The organism is Amycolatopsis sp. A133 (assembly GCF_031082405.1).
GTDB lineage: Bacteria > Actinomycetota > Actinomycetes > Mycobacteriales > Pseudonocardiaceae > Amycolatopsis.
The window spans coordinates 157,057-175,016 of the sequence record NZ_JAVHJU010000015.1; the positions used below are offsets into that span (position 1 = coordinate 157,057).

General features: G+C 71.6%; 21 protein-coding genes. 11 read left to right on the top strand and 10 right to left on the bottom strand.

Annotation, left to right across the window (positions count from 1 at the left end; all coding sequences use genetic code 11):
- Positions 1–206: 206 nt before the first annotated feature.
- Positions 207–1,106: an SDR family oxidoreductase gene (locus Q5425_RS14860; RefSeq protein ID WP_308672782.1), complete on the top strand. Its 900-nt coding sequence runs from the start codon at positions 207–209 to the stop codon at positions 1,104–1,106.
- 89 nt (positions 1,107–1,195) lie between these two features.
- On the opposite strand, the gene Q5425_RS14865 is transcribed toward Q5425_RS14860, so the two are convergent.
- Positions 1,196–3,052, bottom strand: coding sequence for an AMP-dependent synthetase/ligase (locus Q5425_RS14865; protein ID WP_308672783.1), 1,857 nt, complete (start codon positions 3,050–3,052; stop codon positions 1,196–1,198).
- 196 nt (positions 3,053–3,248) lie between these two features.
- Here Q5425_RS14865 and Q5425_RS14870 point away from each other — a divergent pair, with 196 nt between their 5' ends.
- From Q5425_RS14870 to Q5425_RS14890, 5 genes are all read left to right on the top strand, one after another.
- A complete protein-coding gene (locus Q5425_RS14870; protein WP_308672784.1) occupies positions 3,249–3,905 on the top strand; it encodes a transcriptional regulator in 657 nt (218 codons plus the stop codon).
- 596 nt (positions 3,906–4,501) lie between these two features.
- Positions 4,502–7,027 carry a nitrate- and nitrite sensing domain-containing protein gene (locus Q5425_RS14875; RefSeq protein WP_308672785.1) on the top strand — a complete coding sequence of 842 codons (2,526 nt, stop codon included), beginning with the start codon at positions 4,502–4,504 and terminating at the stop codon, positions 7,025–7,027.
- The gene (locus Q5425_RS14880) at positions 7,027–7,443 is read left to right on the top strand and encodes a roadblock/LC7 domain-containing protein (protein ID WP_308672786.1); all 417 of its coding nucleotides are present in this window, start codon (positions 7,027–7,029) and stop codon (positions 7,441–7,443) included. Before Q5425_RS14875 ends, Q5425_RS14880 begins: the two co-directional genes overlap by 1 nt.
- Positions 7,440–7,811 (top strand): DUF742 domain-containing protein, encoded by a 372-nt coding sequence (locus Q5425_RS14885; protein WP_308672787.1) that lies wholly within the window; start codon positions 7,440–7,442, stop codon positions 7,809–7,811. Before Q5425_RS14880 ends, Q5425_RS14885 begins: the two co-directional genes overlap by 4 nt.
- A complete protein-coding gene (locus Q5425_RS14890) occupies positions 7,792–8,394 on the top strand; it encodes an ATP/GTP-binding protein (protein WP_103344348.1) in 603 nt (200 codons plus the stop codon). The genes Q5425_RS14885 and Q5425_RS14890 overlap by 20 nt, the downstream gene beginning before the upstream one ends.
- Before the next feature lie 23 nt (positions 8,395–8,417).
- On the opposite strand, the gene Q5425_RS14895 is transcribed toward Q5425_RS14890, so the two are convergent.
- The gene (locus Q5425_RS14895) at positions 8,418–8,858 is read right to left on the bottom strand and encodes a DoxX family protein (RefSeq protein WP_308672788.1); all 441 of its coding nucleotides are present in this window, start codon (positions 8,856–8,858) and stop codon (positions 8,418–8,420) included.
- A gap of 111 nt (positions 8,859–8,969) precedes the next feature.
- Between Q5425_RS14895 and Q5425_RS14900 the strand changes: the two genes are divergently transcribed.
- Positions 8,970–9,437, top strand: coding sequence for an NUDIX domain-containing protein (locus tag Q5425_RS14900; RefSeq protein WP_308672789.1), 468 nt, complete (start codon positions 8,970–8,972; stop codon positions 9,435–9,437).
- On the opposite strand, the gene Q5425_RS14905 is transcribed toward Q5425_RS14900, so the two are convergent.
- The 4 genes from Q5425_RS14905 to Q5425_RS14920 all read right to left on the bottom strand — a co-directional run bounded on the left by Q5425_RS14905 (position 9,427) and on the right by Q5425_RS14920 (position 12,614).
- A complete protein-coding gene (locus Q5425_RS14905) occupies positions 9,427–10,074 on the bottom strand; it encodes an HAD family hydrolase (protein WP_308672790.1) in 648 nt (215 codons plus the stop codon). The genes Q5425_RS14900 and Q5425_RS14905 overlap by 11 nt on opposite strands.
- A 28-nt stretch (positions 10,075–10,102) precedes the next feature.
- The gene (locus Q5425_RS14910) at positions 10,103–10,621 is read right to left on the bottom strand and encodes an O-acetyl-ADP-ribose deacetylase (RefSeq protein WP_308672791.1); all 519 of its coding nucleotides are present in this window, start codon (positions 10,619–10,621) and stop codon (positions 10,103–10,105) included.
- An 18-nt stretch (positions 10,622–10,639) separates the two neighbouring features.
- Complete coding sequence (locus Q5425_RS14915) at positions 10,640–11,431, bottom strand: alpha/beta hydrolase (RefSeq protein WP_308672792.1); 792 nt, start codon at positions 11,429–11,431, stop codon at positions 10,640–10,642.
- 82 nt (positions 11,432–11,513) lie between these two features.
- Positions 11,514–12,614, bottom strand: coding sequence for a metallophosphoesterase (locus Q5425_RS14920; protein ID WP_396135174.1), 1,101 nt, complete (start codon positions 12,612–12,614; stop codon positions 11,514–11,516).
- 91 nt (positions 12,615–12,705) lie between these two features.
- Here Q5425_RS14920 and Q5425_RS14925 point away from each other — a divergent pair, with 91 nt between their 5' ends.
- Together Q5425_RS14925 and Q5425_RS14930 are read left to right on the top strand one after the other, a co-directional pair.
- Positions 12,706–12,978, top strand: a complete 273-nt coding sequence (locus Q5425_RS14925; protein ID WP_308672794.1) for a DUF6412 domain-containing protein — start codon at positions 12,706–12,708, stop codon at positions 12,976–12,978.
- Positions 12,979–13,025: 47 nt separating this feature from the next.
- Positions 13,026–13,685, top strand: a complete 660-nt coding sequence (locus Q5425_RS14930) for a membrane protein insertase YidC (protein ID WP_308672795.1) — start codon at positions 13,026–13,028, stop codon at positions 13,683–13,685.
- Here Q5425_RS14930 and Q5425_RS14935 read toward each other — a convergent pair.
- Positions 13,668–14,081: a DUF1992 domain-containing protein gene (locus Q5425_RS14935; protein WP_308672796.1), complete on the bottom strand. Its 414-nt coding sequence runs from the start codon at positions 14,079–14,081 to the stop codon at positions 13,668–13,670. The two genes, Q5425_RS14930 and Q5425_RS14935, sit on opposite strands and share 18 nt — an antisense overlap.
- Before the next feature lie 60 nt (positions 14,082–14,141).
- On the opposite strand from Q5425_RS14935, the gene Q5425_RS14940 reads away from it, so the two are divergent.
- Positions 14,142–14,912, top strand: a complete 771-nt coding sequence (locus Q5425_RS14940) for a TetR/AcrR family transcriptional regulator (protein ID WP_308672797.1) — start codon at positions 14,142–14,144, stop codon at positions 14,910–14,912.
- Here Q5425_RS14940 and Q5425_RS14945 read toward each other — a convergent pair.
- Positions 14,909–15,160, bottom strand: coding sequence for a hypothetical protein (locus Q5425_RS14945; protein WP_308672798.1), 252 nt, complete (start codon positions 15,158–15,160; stop codon positions 14,909–14,911). The two genes, Q5425_RS14940 and Q5425_RS14945, sit on opposite strands and share 4 nt — an antisense overlap.
- 5 nt (positions 15,161–15,165) lie before the next feature.
- Positions 15,166–16,335 (bottom strand): lytic murein transglycosylase, encoded by a 1,170-nt coding sequence (locus Q5425_RS14950; protein WP_308672799.1) that lies wholly within the window; start codon positions 16,333–16,335, stop codon positions 15,166–15,168.
- Between the two features lie 404 nt (positions 16,336–16,739).
- Between Q5425_RS14950 and Q5425_RS14955 the strand changes: the two genes are divergently transcribed.
- Positions 16,740–17,387: a hypothetical protein gene (locus Q5425_RS14955; protein ID WP_308672800.1), complete on the top strand. Its 648-nt coding sequence runs from the start codon at positions 16,740–16,742 to the stop codon at positions 17,385–17,387.
- Positions 17,388–17,389: 2 nt separating this feature from the next.
- Here the strand turns inward: Q5425_RS14955 and Q5425_RS14960 are convergent, their stop codons facing one another.
- On the bottom strand, positions 17,390–17,830 hold the full coding sequence (locus Q5425_RS14960) for a GNAT family N-acetyltransferase (RefSeq protein ID WP_308672801.1): 441 nt from the start codon (positions 17,828–17,830) through the stop codon (positions 17,390–17,392).
- Between the last annotated feature and the right edge of the window lie 130 nt (positions 17,831–17,960).

Here is a 17,960-nt window from a genome sequence, read left to right on the forward strand (position 1 = left end):
GGTGTCCCCTGAATGCGAGCCGGTCACCCCCTCGTGACCGGCCCACCGGTACGTCCGGCTGATCGAACCCGACTCGCTCGGCGCAAGGCGGCGGCCGCTCGTCGTCGCGGCGATGCCGCGTTGGACCGAATGGGCGAAGACTGGACGGAGGGCCGGCCGGGGTGGGCGGACCGCGCGCCGCCGGCGCCGCAGATCGGGGAGAAGCGATGGACGGGTTGATGCAGGGCAAGGCGGTCGTGGTCACCGGTGCCGGGCGCGGCCTGGGGGAGGCGTTCGCGGTGCACGTCGCGCGGGCGGGCGGGGCGGTGGTGGTCAACGACGTCGACGCCGACCTGGCGGAGCGGACCGCGGAGAACATCCGTGCGTACGGCGGCCGCGCCGTCGCCAGCGGGCACAGCGTGGCCGAGGCGGGCGAGGCGCAGGAGATCGTCGACCTGTGCGTCAAGGAGTTCGGCGGGATCGACGGGCTGGTCAACAACGCCGGGCTGAACTACGAGGCGCTGCCCTGGGAGGACGACGCCGAGCAGGCGCGGGAGCTCGTCGCGGTCAACGTCCTCGGCGTGGTGAACACCGGGCTGGCCGCGATCAAGGCGATGGTCGACGCGGGCACCGGCGGTTCCATCGTCAACATCTCCTCCGGCGCCTCGCTCGGGCAGCGCAAGCTCGGCGTGTACGCGGCGAGCAAGGGCGCGGTCGCGTCGCTGACCTACTCATGGGCCCTCGACCTCGAGGACGTCGGGATCCGCGTCAACGCCGTCTGCCCGCTCGCGCACACGCGGATGGTGTGGAAGTCCGAACGCTCGCTGCGCGCCTGCCCGCCGGACCGCACGCCGTCGCGGATCGCGCCGGTCGTGCTGTTCCTGCTCGGCGACGGCTCGGACGGCATCACCGGCCAGATGATCCGGTGCAACGGCCCGCAGCTGCACGTCATGGGCCAGCCGTTCCTCAAGCAGCCGATCCTCGAGCGCCCGGTGTGGGACACCGAGACCGTGCAGAAGGCGTTCGACGAGGTCTTCTCCGCCCACCTGGAGAACTACGGCCTGGAGAAGCGCGTCCCGCCGCGCCTGCGCAAGTGGACGGAGTCAACCTCACCCCGCACCGCCTGACCCGCTTTGCGTCTCAAAGCTGCACTTTCATAGGGAAAGTGGCGCTTTGCGTTTCAAAGTGGAGCTTTCACGTGAAAGCTCGGGGTGGGTCAGGAGGGGGTGGCTGGGGAGGGGTCGCGGACTGTTGCGTAGAGGGCCTCGATGTCGGCTGAGTAGCGGTTGTTGATGACCCGGCGCTTGAGCTTCAGCGTCGGGGTCAGCTCGCCGGACTCGGGCGTCCACGTCTTCGGGAGCACGTGGTAGCGCTTGATCTGCTCGATCCGTGCGAGCCTGCTGTTGGCCGACTCGACCGCGCGCTCCAGCTCGGCCCGCACCGCCGGGTGGTCGGCGAGCTCTTCCGGCGACGCTTCGACGCCGTTCGCCGCGGCCCAGCCGGGGGCGATCTCGTCGTCGAGGACGATCAGCGCCGTCACGTACGGGCGGTCGTCGCCGATCGCGACCGCCTGGCCGATCAGCGGGTGCTCCTTGAGGAGGCCCTCGATGCGGGTCGGCGCGATGTTCTTGCCGCTCGAGGTGATGATCAGTTCCTTCTTGCGGTCGGTGATCGTCACGAAGCCGTCTTCGTCGATCGTGCCGATGTCGCCGGTGGCGTACCAGCCGTCGGCGTCGGTGGCGCCGGCGATGGTGCCGTCCTCCTGCAGGTAGCCGAGGAACACGATCGGGCCGCGGACCAGCAGCTCGCCGTCCTCGGCGACCTTCACCTCGACGCCTTCGACCGCCTTGCCGACGGTGCCCGCGCGGAACGCCTCCGCGGAGTTGGACGTCGCCGCGCCCGTCGTCTCGGACAGGCCCCAGACCTCGCAGATCTCGATGCCGAGCCCGGCCAGGAAGTAGATGATCTCCACCGGGATGGCGGCCGCGCCGCTGGAGGCGACGAGCACCTTGTCGAGCCCGAGCAGCGCGCGGATCGGGGCGAGCGCGGCTTCGTCGGCCTGCCGGATCCGCTCGGCCAGCTCCTCGGGCACCGGCTTGCCGGCGCTGCGCAGCTTGTAGCCCTGCTGCAGCAGCTCGTTCGCCTGCAGCAGCGCGGTGCGCCGGTCCTCCGGCACGCCGCCGAGCATGTTCTTGAGCCCGGCCACCATCTTCTCCCACACGCGCGGGACGCCGAAGAAGCTCTGCGGGTGCACCTGGCCGAGCGCGCCGACGACGCCGGACGGGTCGGCGAGGGTGTGGACGTGCCCCGCCCAGACGATCGGCAGGTAGATCGACAGCTCCCGCTCGGCGATGTGGGCGAGCGGCAGGTACGCGATGTTCGTCGCGTGCATCGGCGGGTGGTGCAGCTCGGTGACCGCGTACGCCTGGTGGATCGCGTTGCGGTGCGAAAGGACGACGCCCTTCGGGTCACCGGTGGTGCCGGAGGTGTAGATCATCGACAGCGGGTCGTCCGGCTTGATCTCCTGCCAGGACCGTTCGAAGACGTCGGGGTCGGCGGCAAGCGCTTCCCGGCCCCGGGCGCGCAGATCGGCGAAGGAGAGGAAGCGGTCGTCACCGGCGGGGATCGCGGTTTCGTCCATGACGACGACGTGCCGCAGCGCCGGGAGGTCGTCGAGCACCGGCCGCCAGCGCGCCAGCTCGGCCTCCCCGCCGAGCACCACGACCGGCGCCGCGCTGTGCCGGGCGACGAACCGGACCTGGTCCGGGCTGAGGGTGGCGTAGGCGGTGCAGGGGATCGCGGACAGGTGCGTCGCGGCGAGGTCGGCGACGATGTGGTCCGGGCACCCGGGCGCCATGATCAGCAAGCGGTCGCGCGGGGCGAGCCCCAGCCCGGCCAGTCCGCGGGAGACCTCGGCGATCGCGGTGCGGAACTCCCGCCAGGTCAGCGTCGGCTGTCCTTCGAGGTCGAGCGAAGTGATCGCCGGCAGGTCCGGGTACTCGACCGCGTTGCGGTGCAGCAGCCGCGGGATCGTCTGGCCTTCGGTCTGCTCGGCGACGGACGGGGTGGTCAACGCTGGCCTCCTCGGTGCTCCGGATGGCCACACTGTAGGGGCTCCCGGCGCGGGGGGATAGAGAATCGCGGCCACGTCAACCGTCGCCGTCGAACCGGACATAGCGGTCAGGTCCCCACGACCGTCCACTGTGTACACGGGCGGCCGCACCGGAACCACGCTTCAATGGAGGGACCACGGACTCCAGGGGGAACCGATGACGCGGTCGGCGCGCAAGCTGCTCGAAGAGATCCAGGCCGAACTCGGGCCGCGCGACGCCGACAACCGGCTCGTGCCGCTGATCACGGCGGGCCGCGCGCCGCGCGCGGTGTTCGCCGCGCTCGCCGCGGAGGAAAAGCTGATCACACTGAGCGACTGGCGGAGCTTCCACGAGCTGGCCGCCCGGGCCGGCGAACCGAACGCGCGGACCTTCTTCGGCGGTCTCGCGCCGGGCGAGCAGCAGGCGAACGGGATGCTGGACGCGTTGCTCGCGGCCACTGGTCCGGACCACGGCGAGGAACGCCCGCGCGCGGGCTGCCAGGCCTACCCCGCATACGTCGCCTGGCTCGCGCTGAACGGCGAGTCCGCGGCCACCGCGGCGGGCATCTTCGCGAACTTCGCCGCCTTCGGCCGGTACTGCCGGGACGTCGCCGCCGGCATGCGCGAGCACTACGGGTTCACCGACGAGCAGTGCGCGTTCTTCGACTTCTTTGCTGCGGACGTTCCGGAAATTGAAGAACAAGCGCTCGCCGCGATCCAGGCGGGCCTCGACGCGCGCCGGCTCGACGAGCGGGAGGCGCACCGTTGTGCGCGGCTCTTCCAGAGCTACGAGCTGCTCTTCTGGAACACCCTGGCCGACGAGTTCCCCGGCTGAGCGGGCGGGCGGGCCGCGGAACCGGTTCCGGGACCACGCGGAGTGTCCGAACGGGCACGTTTGCGGAATTGCGGTAATTCCGGCTCACTCCCCGGTGAATCCGCGGTTACGCTCGTCGACGCCGCGTATTCCGCTTTCCGGAAGCGATCATGCCCGGATGAAGCGCCCGCGCGCGGGCGCGGTCGGGGGTCCGTGATGTTTCTCACCGAACGATTCGGCGCTGTCGTACGTAGCGGGCCGGCCGGAGCGTCCCGGGTGGACCGTGACCGGTTCCGGACCGCACCCGGTGCGGTGGAACGGATGTCGAGCTGGGACGCACGTCACGACTTTCGGTGGTGGACTTTCCAAGCGCAGGCAGCAAGTGTGGACGGGTCACCGTTTCAAGATCACGTTCTCGCCACGGACTTGACGCGCCCTGGAGGGCTGCCTAACGTCGTCGCGGGCGAAGCAGACCACGGTGATGTTGATCCGGCTGGTCGGAATCCGGGTGCAGACCACCTCGGGCGACCCGAAACCATGTACTGCCGGAAGGAAAACGGACCCAGGTGAAGCAGATTTCTCTTCGACGCAACCGGGGATCCTCGATTCGGAAGCGCGTGCTCACGATCGCGCTCGTCCCCAGTGTCGCGCTGTTGCTCGTCGGCGTGGCTCTCGCGGGCTACCTCATCTACGACGCGGTCACCGGCCGGGACTACACCAACCGCATCCGCGGTTCCGAAGCACCGTCGATCCCGTTCCTCGCCTCGCTGCAGCAGGAGCGCCAGGCCACCCTGAGCTTGCTCGCGGGCCAGAGCAGCCAGCGCGCCGCGCTCGCGGCCGTCCGGCCGAAGACGGACGAGAACGCCGCGAAGACGATCCAGTACCTCAGGGACAACTTCGCGGACTACGACGACACCCCGCCGAGCGTTCTGAAGAACATCACCACGTTCTTCGGTCTGTACCAGCAGCTGGCACCGAACCGTCAGGCGATCGACGGCGGCCAGATGCAGATCAACCAGGCCTTCGCCTACTACAACAAGATGATCGACCAGTTCACCGACGGCGTGGCCGGGCTCGCGCAGAACGCGCGCGGCGCCCAGAACGCGTTCGACCGGCTGACCGCCATCCCGCTGTTCACCGCGGCCGACGCGATGCAGCGCAGTGACGCGCTCGCCGCCGCCGGGCTGGCCGCGGGCGGGCTGACCAACGACGACTTCCGCGCCTACGTCGGCCAGGTCGGTGCCTACCACGCCCAGCTCGACGCGTCGGCGCCGAAGCTGATCCCCGAGGTCAAGGCCAAGTACGACGAGTTGCTCGCCAGCCAGCCGTGGCAGGTGGTGACCCAGGTCGAGACCGCGTTCCTGCGCGGCGACCTGTCGAAGCTGCCGGTGCCGCAGGACCAGTGGCGGGCCGCGGCCCGCCAGGTCGGTGCCGCGCTGATGGGCATCTTCATCCTGCAGAGCTCGAACGCGAGCCAGGCCGCGATCAACGACGCCGACTCGACGTTCACCGAGTCGCTGATCGCCGGTGTGATCGCCGTGCTGTTCGCGGTCTTCGTGGTGTTCGTCGCCGTCCGGCTGTCGAACCGGCTCATCGGCCGCCTGCACCGGCTGCGCGAGGACACCCTCGACGCGGCCGAGGTCCGGCTGCCCGAGCTGGTGGCGCGCGTCCAGGCCGGCGAGCCCGTCGACCTCGAAGAGGGTGGTCACTTCCTCGACCACGGCACCGACGAGATCGGCCAGGTCGCCGACGCGTTCAACAAGGCGCAGCAGACGGCCATCGCGGCCGCCATCGAAGAGGCGAAGATCAAGGAGGGCACCAAGACGGTGTTCCTCAACATCGCCCACCGCAGCCAGGTCATCGTGCACCGCCAGCTCAAGGTGCTCGACCAGGCGGAGCGCAAGCAGGAGGACCCGGACCAGCTGGACACGCTGTTCCAGCTCGACCACCTCTCCACCCGCGCCCGCCGGAACGCCGAGAACCTGATCATCCTCGGCGGCGGGCAGCCGGGCCGTCAGTGGCGCAACCCGGTCGGGCTGGCCGAGCTGGTCCGCGGCGCGTCCGCCGAAACCGAGGACTTCGCCAGGGTCAAGACGGCGGTGCTCCCGCAGATCGCCATCCGCGGCCCGGTCGTCGGCGACCTCGTGCACCTGCTCGCCGAGCTGATCGACAACGCGACGGCGTTCTCGCCGCCGCAGTCGCGGGTCGAGATCCGCGGCAACGTGGTCGGCAAGGGCGTTGTGATCGAGGTCGAGGACCAGGGCCTCGGGCTCGAGCCGGACCAGACCGAAGAGATCAACACGATGCTGGCCGACCCGCCGGACTTCGGGATCATGGCGCTGTCGGACGAGCCGCGCCTCGGGCTGTTCGTGGTCGCGCGGCTGGCCGCGCGGCACGGCATCCAGGTGCACCTGCGGGAGTCGGCCTACGGCGGCACCCGGGCCATCGTGCTGGTGCGCACCGACCTGTTGGCCCCATTGGCGGAGACCGAGCCGGAGCAGCCGATCACCCCGCCGAAGCCGGAGCTCGTCCCGAACCCGGTCGAGCCGGAGACGACGGCCAACGACGAGGTCGCGCCGCTCAAGCGGCCGGTGCGCCGCCCGGCCCGGCACCGCACCGAACCGCCGGCGCCCGTGACGGCGCCCGCCGCCGTGACCCCGCCGCCCGCGGCCGTCCCGCCGGTGACCGTCCCGCCGCCGGCCCCGGTGCAGCCGCCGTCCGCGCCGACGCCGGTGCCCGCCGGGTCCGTTTCGGAGCCGGTGAGCCAGCCGACCCAGGCCCAGCCGGTGGTCCCGGTCCGGCCGACCGCGCCGCCCGCCCGGACCTCGCGCCCGGCGCGGCCCGCCGCGCAGCAGCCGGTGTGGCCGCCGCAGGAGCCGCGAGCCGCCTCGACGCCCGAAGGCCGTCCGCAGCAGCCGCGCCGCCCGGAGGCGCCCGGCCGCCCGCCGCTGCCGCAACGGCGACGTCAGCAGAACCTCGTTCCCCAGTTGCGGGAAGATAAGCCCGCACAAGAACGGGAAGAGGTCCGGCTGGACTCGCCGGAGGCCGCCCGCAGCAGGCTGTCCGCCTTCCAGCAGGGCACCCGCCGGGCCCGTGACGAAGAGTTTCCCGAGAACGACGACAGGTACGGAGAGCGCGAGTAATGGTCAACTCAGGCGCCCACGAGCTCGACTGGCTGCTGGACGACCTCGTCAAGCGGGTCGCCGGGGCGGACCGGGCGGTGGTGCTGTCCTCGGACGGCCTGCTCATCGGGCGGTCGGGCAACCTTTCCGAGGAGGACGCCGAACACCTGTCCGCGGTGGCTTCGGCGTTCCAGAGCCTGGCCCGCGGGACCGGGCGGCACTTCGGCGGCGGCAACGTCCGCCAGACGATGGTCGAGATGGACCACGCGTTCCTGTTCGTGACGGCGGCCGGGCGGGGCGCCTGCCTCGCCCTGCTGGCGCGCGAGGACGCCGACATGGGGCTGGTTGCGTACGAAATGAACCTGATGGTGAAGCGAGTCGGCCAGGTACTCACTTCCGCGCCCCGCACGGGCGCCGGCGTCCAGCCCACACTATGAGCGCACGGCACGAAGCCTGGTTCGACGACGAGGCCGGCCCGCTGGTCCGGTCGTACGCGGTCACGGGCGGCCGCACCCGGTCGGACACGCTCGGGCTCGACCTCATCACGCTCGTGGTCGCCCTGCGCACCGCGCACGAAGCGGGCATGCTCGAACCGGAGTACGCGCGCATCATCGCCTTGTGCCAGCGGCCGGTCTCGGTGGCCGAGGTGGCTGCCCGGGTCGATCTCCCGCTGCCCGTGGTGAAGGTGATGCTGAGCGACCTCATCGAGCAGAACCTGGTGCTGTTCCGTACCGCGGCACCGGCCCAGGAAACTCCCAACCGACACGTATTGCAGGCGGTTCTTGATGGCATCCGGAAACTCTGACCCCCGGCGGAACCTGACCGCGACCGCGGTCAAGGTACTCATCGCCGGCGGGTTCGGGGTCGGCAAGACCACGATGGTCGGTTCGGTGAGCGAAGTGCCGCCACTGCGGACCGAGGAGGTCATCACCACCGCGTCCGAGGGTGTCGACGACCTGTCCGGCGTCGAGCAGAAGACCACCACGACGGTTGCGCTCGACTTCGGCCGCATCACGATCAACCCCGACCTGATCCTCTACCTGTTCGGCACGCCGGGGCAGGACCGGTTCTGGTTCATGTGGGACGAGCTGGCCGAGGGCGCGCTCGGCGCCGTCGTGCTGGCCGACACGCGGCGGCTCGACAGCTGCTTCGCCGCGGTGGACTTCTTCGAGCGCCGCAACCTGCCGTTCGTCGTCGGCGTGAACTGCTTCGACGGGGCGTACCGCTACGGCACGGAGGAGGTCCGGCAGGCGCTCGACGTCGGCATGGACGTCCCGCTGCTGCTGTGCGACGCCCGCGAGCGCGACTCGACGAAGCAGGTGCTGACCAGCCTGATGGAACACGTGATGGCGCGGTCCGATCTCGCGGCCGCCCAGGGCGGCTACTGACCGGACCGCGCTCGGTCTTCTCCTCAGCGCCGGCGCTTGATCAGCGCGTCGACGGCGAACCGGCCCGGGCCGATCGCGGCGAACAGCAGGAAGACCCACGCGTAGACCGCCGACGGCTCGCCCATGTTCTGCAGCGGCAGCAGCGCCATCGGGGCGTGCACGGTGAAGTAGGCGTAGGCCATCACGCCGGAGAGCAGGATCGCGGCCGGCCTGCTGGCGAGCCCGATCAGCAGCAGGACGGCGCCGGCGAGCTCGAGGACACTGCCCCACCAGCCGGGCCAGGAGCCGAACGGGACGCCGCCGCCCTGGCCGTCGATCCCGCCGAAAAAGCCGAATCCCTGCAGGCCGTGGAAGCCGAACAGGAACGAGATCACGATCCTGCTCGCGCCGACCACCATGCCGGTGACCTGGTTCTTCGCCTGGGTGGCGGTGGTGGTGGTCTGCGGGGCGATGGTGGCGGTCATGGTGGTTCCTTCCCTGGGTTCCGCTTGCCTTCTGCCCACGCGTCGATCGGGCCCCCGCCGGATTCGACACCCGCGCGGAAAAATCTTGAAGTCTTTCGGCAGACTGGGCGGATGGCGGGCAAACAGAGTGCCGGGCTCCTGCTCTACCGCGGCCGCGGCGACGACGTCGAAGTGCTGCTCGGGCACATGGGCGGGCCGTTCTGGGCCAAGAAGGACGCGGCCGCGTGGTCGCTGCCCAAGGGCGAACTCGAGCCGGACGAGTCACCGGAGAAGGCGGCCCGGCGGGAGTTCGAGGAGGAGCTGGGGCTGCCCGCGCCCGACGGCGAGTACGTCGAGCTGGGCGTGGTGAAGCAGTCGGGCGGCAAGGTCGTCACGGCGTGGGCGGTCGAAGCCGACCTCGACCCGGCCTCGGTGGTGCCCGGGACGTTCACGATGGAGTGGCCGCCGCGCTCGGGCCGTCAGCAGGAGTTCCCCGAGGTGGACCGGGTCGCGTGGTTTTTGCTGGAGGACGCCCGGGAGAAGCTGGTGAAGGGCCAGCTGCCGTTCCTGGACCGGCTGCTGGCGCTGGTCAGCGGCTGAGCAGGGCTTCGAGGGGCTTGGCGGTGAACGACGGCAGCACGATGTCCGCCTGCCCGAAGTCGAGGCTCTCGGTGATGGCGTTCGGCACGGCGACGCAGGTCAGCCCGGCGGCCTTGGCGGAGGTGACGCCGTGCGGGGTGTCCTCGAAGGCGATGGCCGCTTCGGCCGCTGTTTCGAGTGCGTCGAGGGCGGCGAGGTAGAGGTCGGGGTCGGGCTTGGCCTTGTGGCGGTCCCCGGTGAGGACGGCGTCGAAGTAGCCGTCGATGCCGAGCCGTTCGAGGTGCGGCCGCACCCAGCCCCCGGACGAGCTGGAGGCGACGGCCAGCTTGATGCCCCGCTCGCGCGCGGTCTCGAGGTAGCCGAGGACGCCTTCGCGCGGGCCGAGGGTCTCGAGCAGCGCGTGGACGCGGGCCTTGGTGACCGGGCGCAGCGCCTCGACGTCGATGTCCGGAGCGTGCTCGGCGAGCAGGGCGAACATCGCGGGCGTGGTGTGCTGGGTGCCGATCACGGCGTACCAGGCGGCCAGCGGCAGCTCGGTGCCGTGCTCCCGGAAGACCTCCTGCCAGGCCTGCAGAACGGCGGACTCGGTGTCGGCGAGCGTGCCGTCGAAGTCGAAGACCAGGGCGCGGGTGGGCACGCCTGCACCCTGCCCGCTCGGTGATCGTTCAGGCAAGGGAGTTGTGACGAGACCGAAAGGCCTGCACAGCCGCTTCGCCGCGCAGAGCGAAGACGACCTCTTCGATGGGGCCGGCTTCGGCTTCGGAGACCGTGGTGAGCGCGATCCCCGCGGCCGACTCGATGGGCCAGCGGTAGACGCCGGTGGAGATGGCGGGGAACGCCACGGTCCGGGCGCCGAGCTCCCGCGCCACCCGCAACGCGTTGCGGTGGCAGTCGGCGAGCAGTTCCGAGCGGTCTTCGGAGGCCGACCACACCGGGCCGACGGTGTGCACGACCCACTTCGCGGGCAGCTTCCCGGCGGTGGTGGCGACGGCTTGCCCGGTCATCAGGCCCTTGCCGTAGTGCCCGGCTCGCAGCTTCCGGCACTCGGCGAGGATCTCGGGGCCACCCTTGCGGTGGATGGCCCCGTCGACCCCGCCGCCGCCGAGCAGCGAGGAGTTGGCCGCGTTGACGACGACGTCGACCTCGAGCGTGGTGATGTCGGCGTCGAGGATCCGGATGCGCATGGTGCCATTCTCCACCGCTCAGCCGAGGAAGAACCCGGTCAGCACCGGGGCCAGCGCCGGAGCCTTTACGATGTGCGTCTGGCCTGGCAGCGTCCGGTACTCCGCCGACGGCAGCACCTTCGCCAGTGACGCCACGCCGTGGCGCATCCAGTCCGGGCTGCGGCCTCCGTCGATCGCCAGCACCGGGACCTCGACCTCCGGCCAAGCGGCCGGCAGGGGTTCGCCCGACTGGTGTTCGAGCACCAGCGCCGAGTCGTACGGGATCGTGTGGGCGACCCGCTTGAGCTTCGCCCAGAACGGCAGGACCCGCATCATCGCCACCGTCGTACCGCTCAGGCCGACGCCTTCGGTCATGAACAGCTTGACGGCCTTGCCACGCTTGCCTTCCCGCAGCGCCTCGTCGAGCCGGGCCGCGTGGTCGGCCGGGACGCGGGGACGGGTGTCGTCGACGACGAACGGCGGCTCGTACACCGCCAGCTTCGGCACGGGGAGACTGCGAGCCGCTTCGAGTGCCAGCGCGGCGCCGGAGGAGATGCCGAACAGGAACGCCTCGCCGCCCGCCTCCTTGAAGAGCGCGGCGAGGTCTTCGACCTCACGCCTGACCGCATAGGGCCCGGTGTCGGTGCTCTCGCCCCGGCCGCGGCGGTCGTAGGTGTACACGGTGAAGTGCGCGGCCAGCTCCTTCGCCAGCGCGTCGTTGGGCGACGAGCCGCGGTAGCACATCGCGCCGTCGACGAGGACGAGCGCGGGGCCGGCGCCGGTGCGGGTGTAGGCGATCTTCGTGCCGTCGGCAGCGGTCGTGGTGGTCATGCGGACAGCGTGACTCCGACGGTCTGATCTGTCAAGACAAAAAAAATTGTCGGTGGTGCCGTCCAAAGACGGGCCGGGAAAATCAGGCCGGACGCAGGGTGAGGAGCGTGATCTCGCTGGGCGCGAAGATCCGGAACGGCGGGCCCCAGAAGCCGGTGCCCCGGCTGTTGTACAGCTGGGTCTCCCCGTGCCGGGTCAGGCCGGACAGCGTCGGCTGGTCGAACCGCACCAGCAGGTGGAACGGCCAGATCTGCCCGCCGTGGGTGTGCCCGGAGATCTGCAGGTCGACACCGGCTTCGCGGGCCTCGCGGACCTGCTTCGGCTGGTGCGCCAGCAGCACCACCGGGACGTCGCCGGGCCGGTCGGCCAGCGCCGCGGCCAGGTCCGGGCCGTGGCCGGGCAGGCCCGACGCCGCGCCGGTCGGGTCGTCGATGCCGGCGAACAGGATCCGGTCGCCGCCGCGCTCGAGCAGCGTCGAGCGGTTGTGCAGGGTGTCCCAGCCGAGCCCCGCCATGTGGTCGAGCCACGCCTGGGCTTCGCCGAAGTACTCGTGGTTGCCGGTGATGTAGAACCGGCCGAGCCCCGCCTGGACGCCGCCGAGCGGGTCGACCTGCTTGCGGCGCTTGGCCACCGCGCCGTCGGCGAGGTCACCGGCGTGGCAGACGACGTCCGCCTCGAGCGCGTTGACCGCCGCGACGACCCGCTCCGACCACTTCGTCCGGTCGATCGGCCCGAAGTGGGTGTCGGTCAGCACGGCGACGCGCAGGCCGTCGAGCCCCGGCCCGAGCCGCGGGATGACGACGTCGACCGCCTTGACCGGCGGCACGCGCATGGCGACGCGGTTGCCGTGCACCAGCAGCCCGGCGGCGATCAGCGCGGTGGCGCCCGCGACGATCCGCGACCGCGCGGGGTCGTCGACGCCGAGCAGCGCGACCCGCAGCACCAAGCTCAGGATCGACCAGCTGAACAGCACCCAGATCACGGCGAGCAGCGAGTCGCCGAGGCGGGCGGCGCCGTCGAGCTGGCGCCGTCCGTGGCCGCGCACCAGGGCGACCGGCATGCCCACCAGGCCCAGCGCGAACAGCGCGGTGCCGGCGATCGTGCCGGCGGCGCCCCAGTCCGGCGCGAGCACCAGCGTCCACCACGGGACGGTGAACAGCAGGAGCAGCGCCAGGAGCGGCACGACGACCAGTGGGCCTCTCACCGAACCAGGTTACCGCCCATCGGGCTGTCAGCGATTTCGCTACTCTGGTGGGGAAGGAAGGGGGACGGCCGTGCACACGCTGCTCGAGCTGGCGTTCCCCGTGCTGACCGGCCCGACCGCGCTGGTCGCGTTCGCCTCCCTCGCCGCCGCGAGTCTCTTGATCGTGCTGCTCGTCGGCAGCACGCACCGCAGCGAACTGGCGTTGTGGTCGGCGCCGGTGCGCAGCCGAGCCGCGGCCCTGCGCCGTCGCGCCCGGCGCGCCGAGTCGATCCGGCTCCGCGATCCCGGCGCACCCGGGCGCAGCAGACCACGAGCACCCGGTTCCCGCAGCACGGCTGCGTAGGTTTTCGCCCGGCGCAGCCATTCCGCTCACCCCCATCCCTTCCACTCGTGCGGAGTGCTGCCCGTGTTCGCTTTTCTCGACGTGCCCGTCGAAGCGCGTACCACCTGATCCACGCGCTCACCGGCCCGCTTTCGGCGGCGCCGGCCATCGTCGTCTTCACCCTGTCCGTGCGGCTCCTGCTGCACCCGCTCGTCCGGTCGGCGGCCCGCGGCGAACGGGCCCGGACGGCTCTGCTGCCGGAAATCCGCGCACTGCAGGAGAAGCACGGCCGCGACCGCGAGCGGCTGGCCGCGGAGATGACGAAGCTGCAGCAGGACTCCGGGACGTCGCTGTTCGTCGGCTGTCTGCCGATGCTGCTGCAGCTGCCGTTCTTCACGGTCATGTACCGGCTGTTCACCACGGCCACGATCGGCGGTGAACCCAACTCGCTGCTCGGCGCGACGCTGCTCGGGACGCCGCTGGGCGCGCACGGCCTGGCCGGCAGCCCGCTCGTGTTCGTGATCGCGGCCGGCCTCGCCGTCGTCGCGTGGTTCTCGGTGCGCCGGCAGCCGGCCGCCGCCGAGGTCCCGGGCGGGAAGCTGCTTCGGCTGCTGCCCTACGGGACCGTGCTCGCGACGCTCGTCGTGCCGCAGGCCGCCGGGATCTACCTGCTCACCACGACGGCGTGGAGCGCGGCGGAGCGGGCGCTGCTACGACGCGGCTCGTGAGCGCCGCCAGTCCTCGACCGCTTCCTCGACGTCCACCAGCGCCACCGTGAGGGGCGGCCCGGTGTGGTGGTTGAGGTAGGCCTGGCGGATCCGCTCGTTGAGGTCTTCGACGATCTCCCGCACCTGCCGTTCGGTCCGCTCGGCGGCGAGCTTCCCCGGCAGGTCCTGCACTTCGCGTTTGAGCGCGAGCGCCGGCGGCAGCAACGCCTTCGTGTCGTGGCCGCCCTTCCTGACTTCGCGGAGCACCCAGTCGGTCGCCGCGTCGTTGCCGGTCGGCCTCGGCAGCGGCTTGCCGGTGCCGGGCAGGTCGTCGAACTCGCCGCGCTCCCGGGCTTCGTCGAGCTGCCGGTCGACCCACCAGCGGAAGGACACCTTGGGTGGTTTGCGCCCGCTCATCTCCTCACACCCCCTCCGTCTGCTTCCAGGGTAATGTCCGGGCGACAGCGAGGGGACCGCATGACCGCCGAACGCAGTGGCGCCGAGGACGTCGACCGGACGCTCGCGCTGCTCTGGCGCGCCCGCGGCGGCGCCGCCGAACCGACCAGGGGCCGCCGCCCGACGCTGACGATCGAGCGGATCGTCGCCGCGGCGGTCGCGGTCGCGGACGCCGACGGGCTCACCGCCGCGTCGATGCACCGCGTCGCCAAGGAGCTCGGCGCCGGCACGATGACGCTCTACACCTACGTGCCCGGCAAGGCCGAGCTGGTGGACCTGATGGTCGACGACGTGCTCGTCGAGCGGCGGCTGCCCGGGCCGGGCGAGCCGCGCCGCGGGGACTGGCGCGAGCAGGTCGCGCTCTACGCCGAGCGGACCCGGCGGGCCTACCGCGACCACCCGTGGCTGTGCGAGGTTTCCCGCGTCCGGCCGCCGCTGGGCCCCGGCCAGCTGGCGGGCCAGGAGTACCTGCTGTCGATCATGGACGCGCTCGGGCTGCCGCCGCGCCAGGCGGTCGCGGCGGCCAACGGGATCGGCACGTACGTCGACGCGAACGCCGCCCTCGACGCGGAGAACACCCGGCTGGAGCGCAGCACCGGCCAGTCGACCGAGGCGTGGTGGCACCAGCGGTCTTCGTTCTGGGAGAACTACTTCGTCGTCGACGCGCACCCGGCGATGAACCGCATCTGGCTCGGCGGCGGGTTCGACCAGAGTGCCAAGGCGCAGGGCGACACGGCCTACGAGTTCGGCCTGAACCGGATGCTCGACGGCATCCAGGCCCTGGTGGGCTAGCGCCGGCTGCGCCACCGCAACCGGCGGCGTTCCTGCCGGGGCACCGCGGACGCCGGGGCCCCGCGCAGGACGTCACGGCACACCGGGTCGAACCGGCCTGGTTCCTCGATCATCGGCGCCGCCAGCACGACGTGCCCGCACACCGCCCGGAACCGCCCGTCGTGCCGCCCCGACGCGAACTCGTCCTCGGTGACGGCGTGGGTGTAGCCGTCGGTGTCGCAGCGGATGTGCATCAGGAACGGTTCCACCGGGCTCAGCCGGCCGGGCTGGTCGAGGTGGTTTCGGTGGGCGCGTCCGTCGAGCCGGCCGGGGTGCCGGCCGCCGTCGACGAAGGCGGCGGGGTGGTGCTGGTCGTCGCCGGCGGCGGCGTGGTGGGCGTGGTAGGGGTCGTCGGAGTCGTCGGCTCGGTGGTCGGCGTCGTGGGGGTGGTGGGCGTGGTGGGGGTCGTCGGAGTCGTCGGCGTGGTGCTGCCCGGCAGTGTCGCGCCCGGCAGGGAACCCGGCGGCTGGGCGACGACCGGCGGGGCCGGCGGTGCGGGGACGCCGACCGGGGCACCGGCCGCGGCGGCGTCCGGCGCGTCGGGCGCGCCGATCGGCACCTGGCTGTCGGGCAGCTGGGCCACTCCGCCGCGGTAGGCCGACGCCCACGCCAGCACAGTGTCCACATAGGACTGCGAATTGTTGTAGCGGCGCACGGCGATGCGCTGCCCGGCGTCGGTCGAGAGGTCGAGGCCGCCCGAACACAGGTAGCGCCCGGTGGCCAGCGCCTCGTCGTAGATGTTGTTCGGGTTGGACACGCCGTCGCCGTTGCCGTCGGAGGCGTAGCCGCGCCACGTCGACGGGATGAACTGCGTCGGGCCGACCGCGCGGTCCCACTGGGTGTTGCCGTCGTACTTGCCGCCGTCGGTGTCCGGGATCGCGGCGAACGCGCCCGCGCCGTTGAGCACCGGGCCGAGGATCGGCTCCAGCGTGTCACCGTTGGCGTTGACGTACCCGCCGCGGGCGTGGTTGGACTCGATCCGGCCGATGCTGGCGATCAGCGCCCAGTCGAGGTGGCAGTTCGGCTGCTCCTTGGCGAGGATGTCGGCCGCGTTCTTGTACGCCTTCAGCATGCTGCCCGGGATGCCGAGCGACCCGGAGATGCCCGCGGAGCCGGCGCGCCCGCCCGGCACGACCAAGGGCTCGGGCAGCGGCGGCTGGGGCAGGCTGCCGTCGACGGCGATCGGCGGCATGACGATGTTCGGCTGCTGCAGCGGAGCCGCGCCGGCCTGGTCGGGCAGGCTGTCGCCGGCGTTGGCCACCACGACCGGCGCGGGCAGGCCCGTGGTCAGTGTGGGCAGCACGACGAGCGCTCCACCCGCGAGCGCGGCGGCGGTCCGGCGGACCGAACGCCCGCTCTTGCGACGTGGCCGGTGCTTGGGCATGGTCGTCCCCGCTTCCCTCGATCTGTCGCTGATCGCCTCACCCGATCGGCCTCACCCACCGGTACTGACCGGTAGGAGCAAGCTATCCGATGGAACCAAACTTTGGCGAATGGCACAGCGAAATCGGGCCGTGGCGGAGAAGTTCGTCTGGATGGCACAAAACCTTCGTAGGAAATCTGTCAATTTCACCAGGACTTGACGCGGTGTTGCGGGCGGACGGGCGGATCCGCGGGCGCATCCCGCTGCCTCTTGGTGCGTCCGCGGATCCCGCTGCGGAAAATCCGCGCCGCGAGCCCGGCTCTGCAACCGTGGGTGAACGAGCCTTTACACGGCCTTGAACCGTTCCTATGATCGGCCGTCCGGACGCGTTGCCGCCCGTCCGGACGGCCCAGGTGGAGGGTTTGATGGCACGCAGGGCTCCGCGCCGAGAGCAGGTCACCGTCGCCGAGCTGCTCGTCCGGTCCGACGCACCGCGCGACCGCTACCGCGACGAGGACACCGTTGTGCTCCCGCGGGCTCGTCACCGGGGAGAACCGCAGGTCCTGCGTTCGCTGACGCGGTTGCGGATGCTGTCGGTGGTCGCCGGAGCACTGGCGTTGACCGGCGGGGTCAGTGCGGCGGTGTCGATGCCGGTGCAGCGCCACGCGGGCGCGGCGTGGCCACCGGCCGGCCTGGAACCCCCGGCGGTGGCCTTGGTGCCGCTGCCGGCGGACGTCGTCGTGCCGCCGGCCAAGCCGGTTCCGAAATCCGTGGCGCCGCCGGTGGAGCCGGCCGGAATCACCCCGGCGGTCGTGGATCCGCCACCGGATCCGGGCCGTCCGGCCGCTCACCGCGCCACACTGGCCCGGGCGGTCAAGATCGTCGAGAAGGCGAAGGCGCCGGCGAAGGCGAAACCGAAGCCGACCGGGCAGGTGGTGCCGGTGCGCCACGAGATCCCGGACGTCCCGCTGTGGTCGCGCGGCCGCCCGAAGACGCCGGACTGGGCGACGATGTGGACCGGCCGCCGTCCCGCGGGCCACCACGAGTGCGGCGGCGGCCGTCACCGCCGCTGACCTCAGGCGTCCAGCGGGATCTGGTACTGCATGAACCCCTTGTCGAGGGCGACCTGGTCGTAGAGCCGCCGCGCGGTCGTGTTCGACGTGTGGGTGTGCCAGTAGACGCGGACGCACCCGCGCGCCCGCGCCCAGCCGGCGACGGCTTCGATCAGGGCCCGGCCGGCCCCGCGCCCGCGGGCTTTGCCGTCGGTGAAGAGGTCCTGCAGGTAGCAGACGTCGGCGGAAGTGGTGCTGACGTGCGTGAAGAAGTGGACGATGCCGACGAGTTCGCCGTCGAGCCGGGCGCCGAGGGCGTGCATGCGCTCGCCGCTCGCGAACTCGCGCCAAGCCCGGTCGACGAGCTCCGGGGCGAGTGTCCTGCCGTAGAACGTGTTGTAGCCGGCGAACAGCTTTTCCCAGGCTGCGCGGTCTTCTCCGGTGAGGCCCCCAACGGTGATCATGGGCCGAGGCTAACGCGCGGGGGACACGCACCGGACACAACTCGTCAGTAAGGTGACGAACCCGAAAGGAATTCATAGAATCGGGATCCGACCGGCGAAGGCAGCGGAGGTTCCTGATGGCGCGCACGGC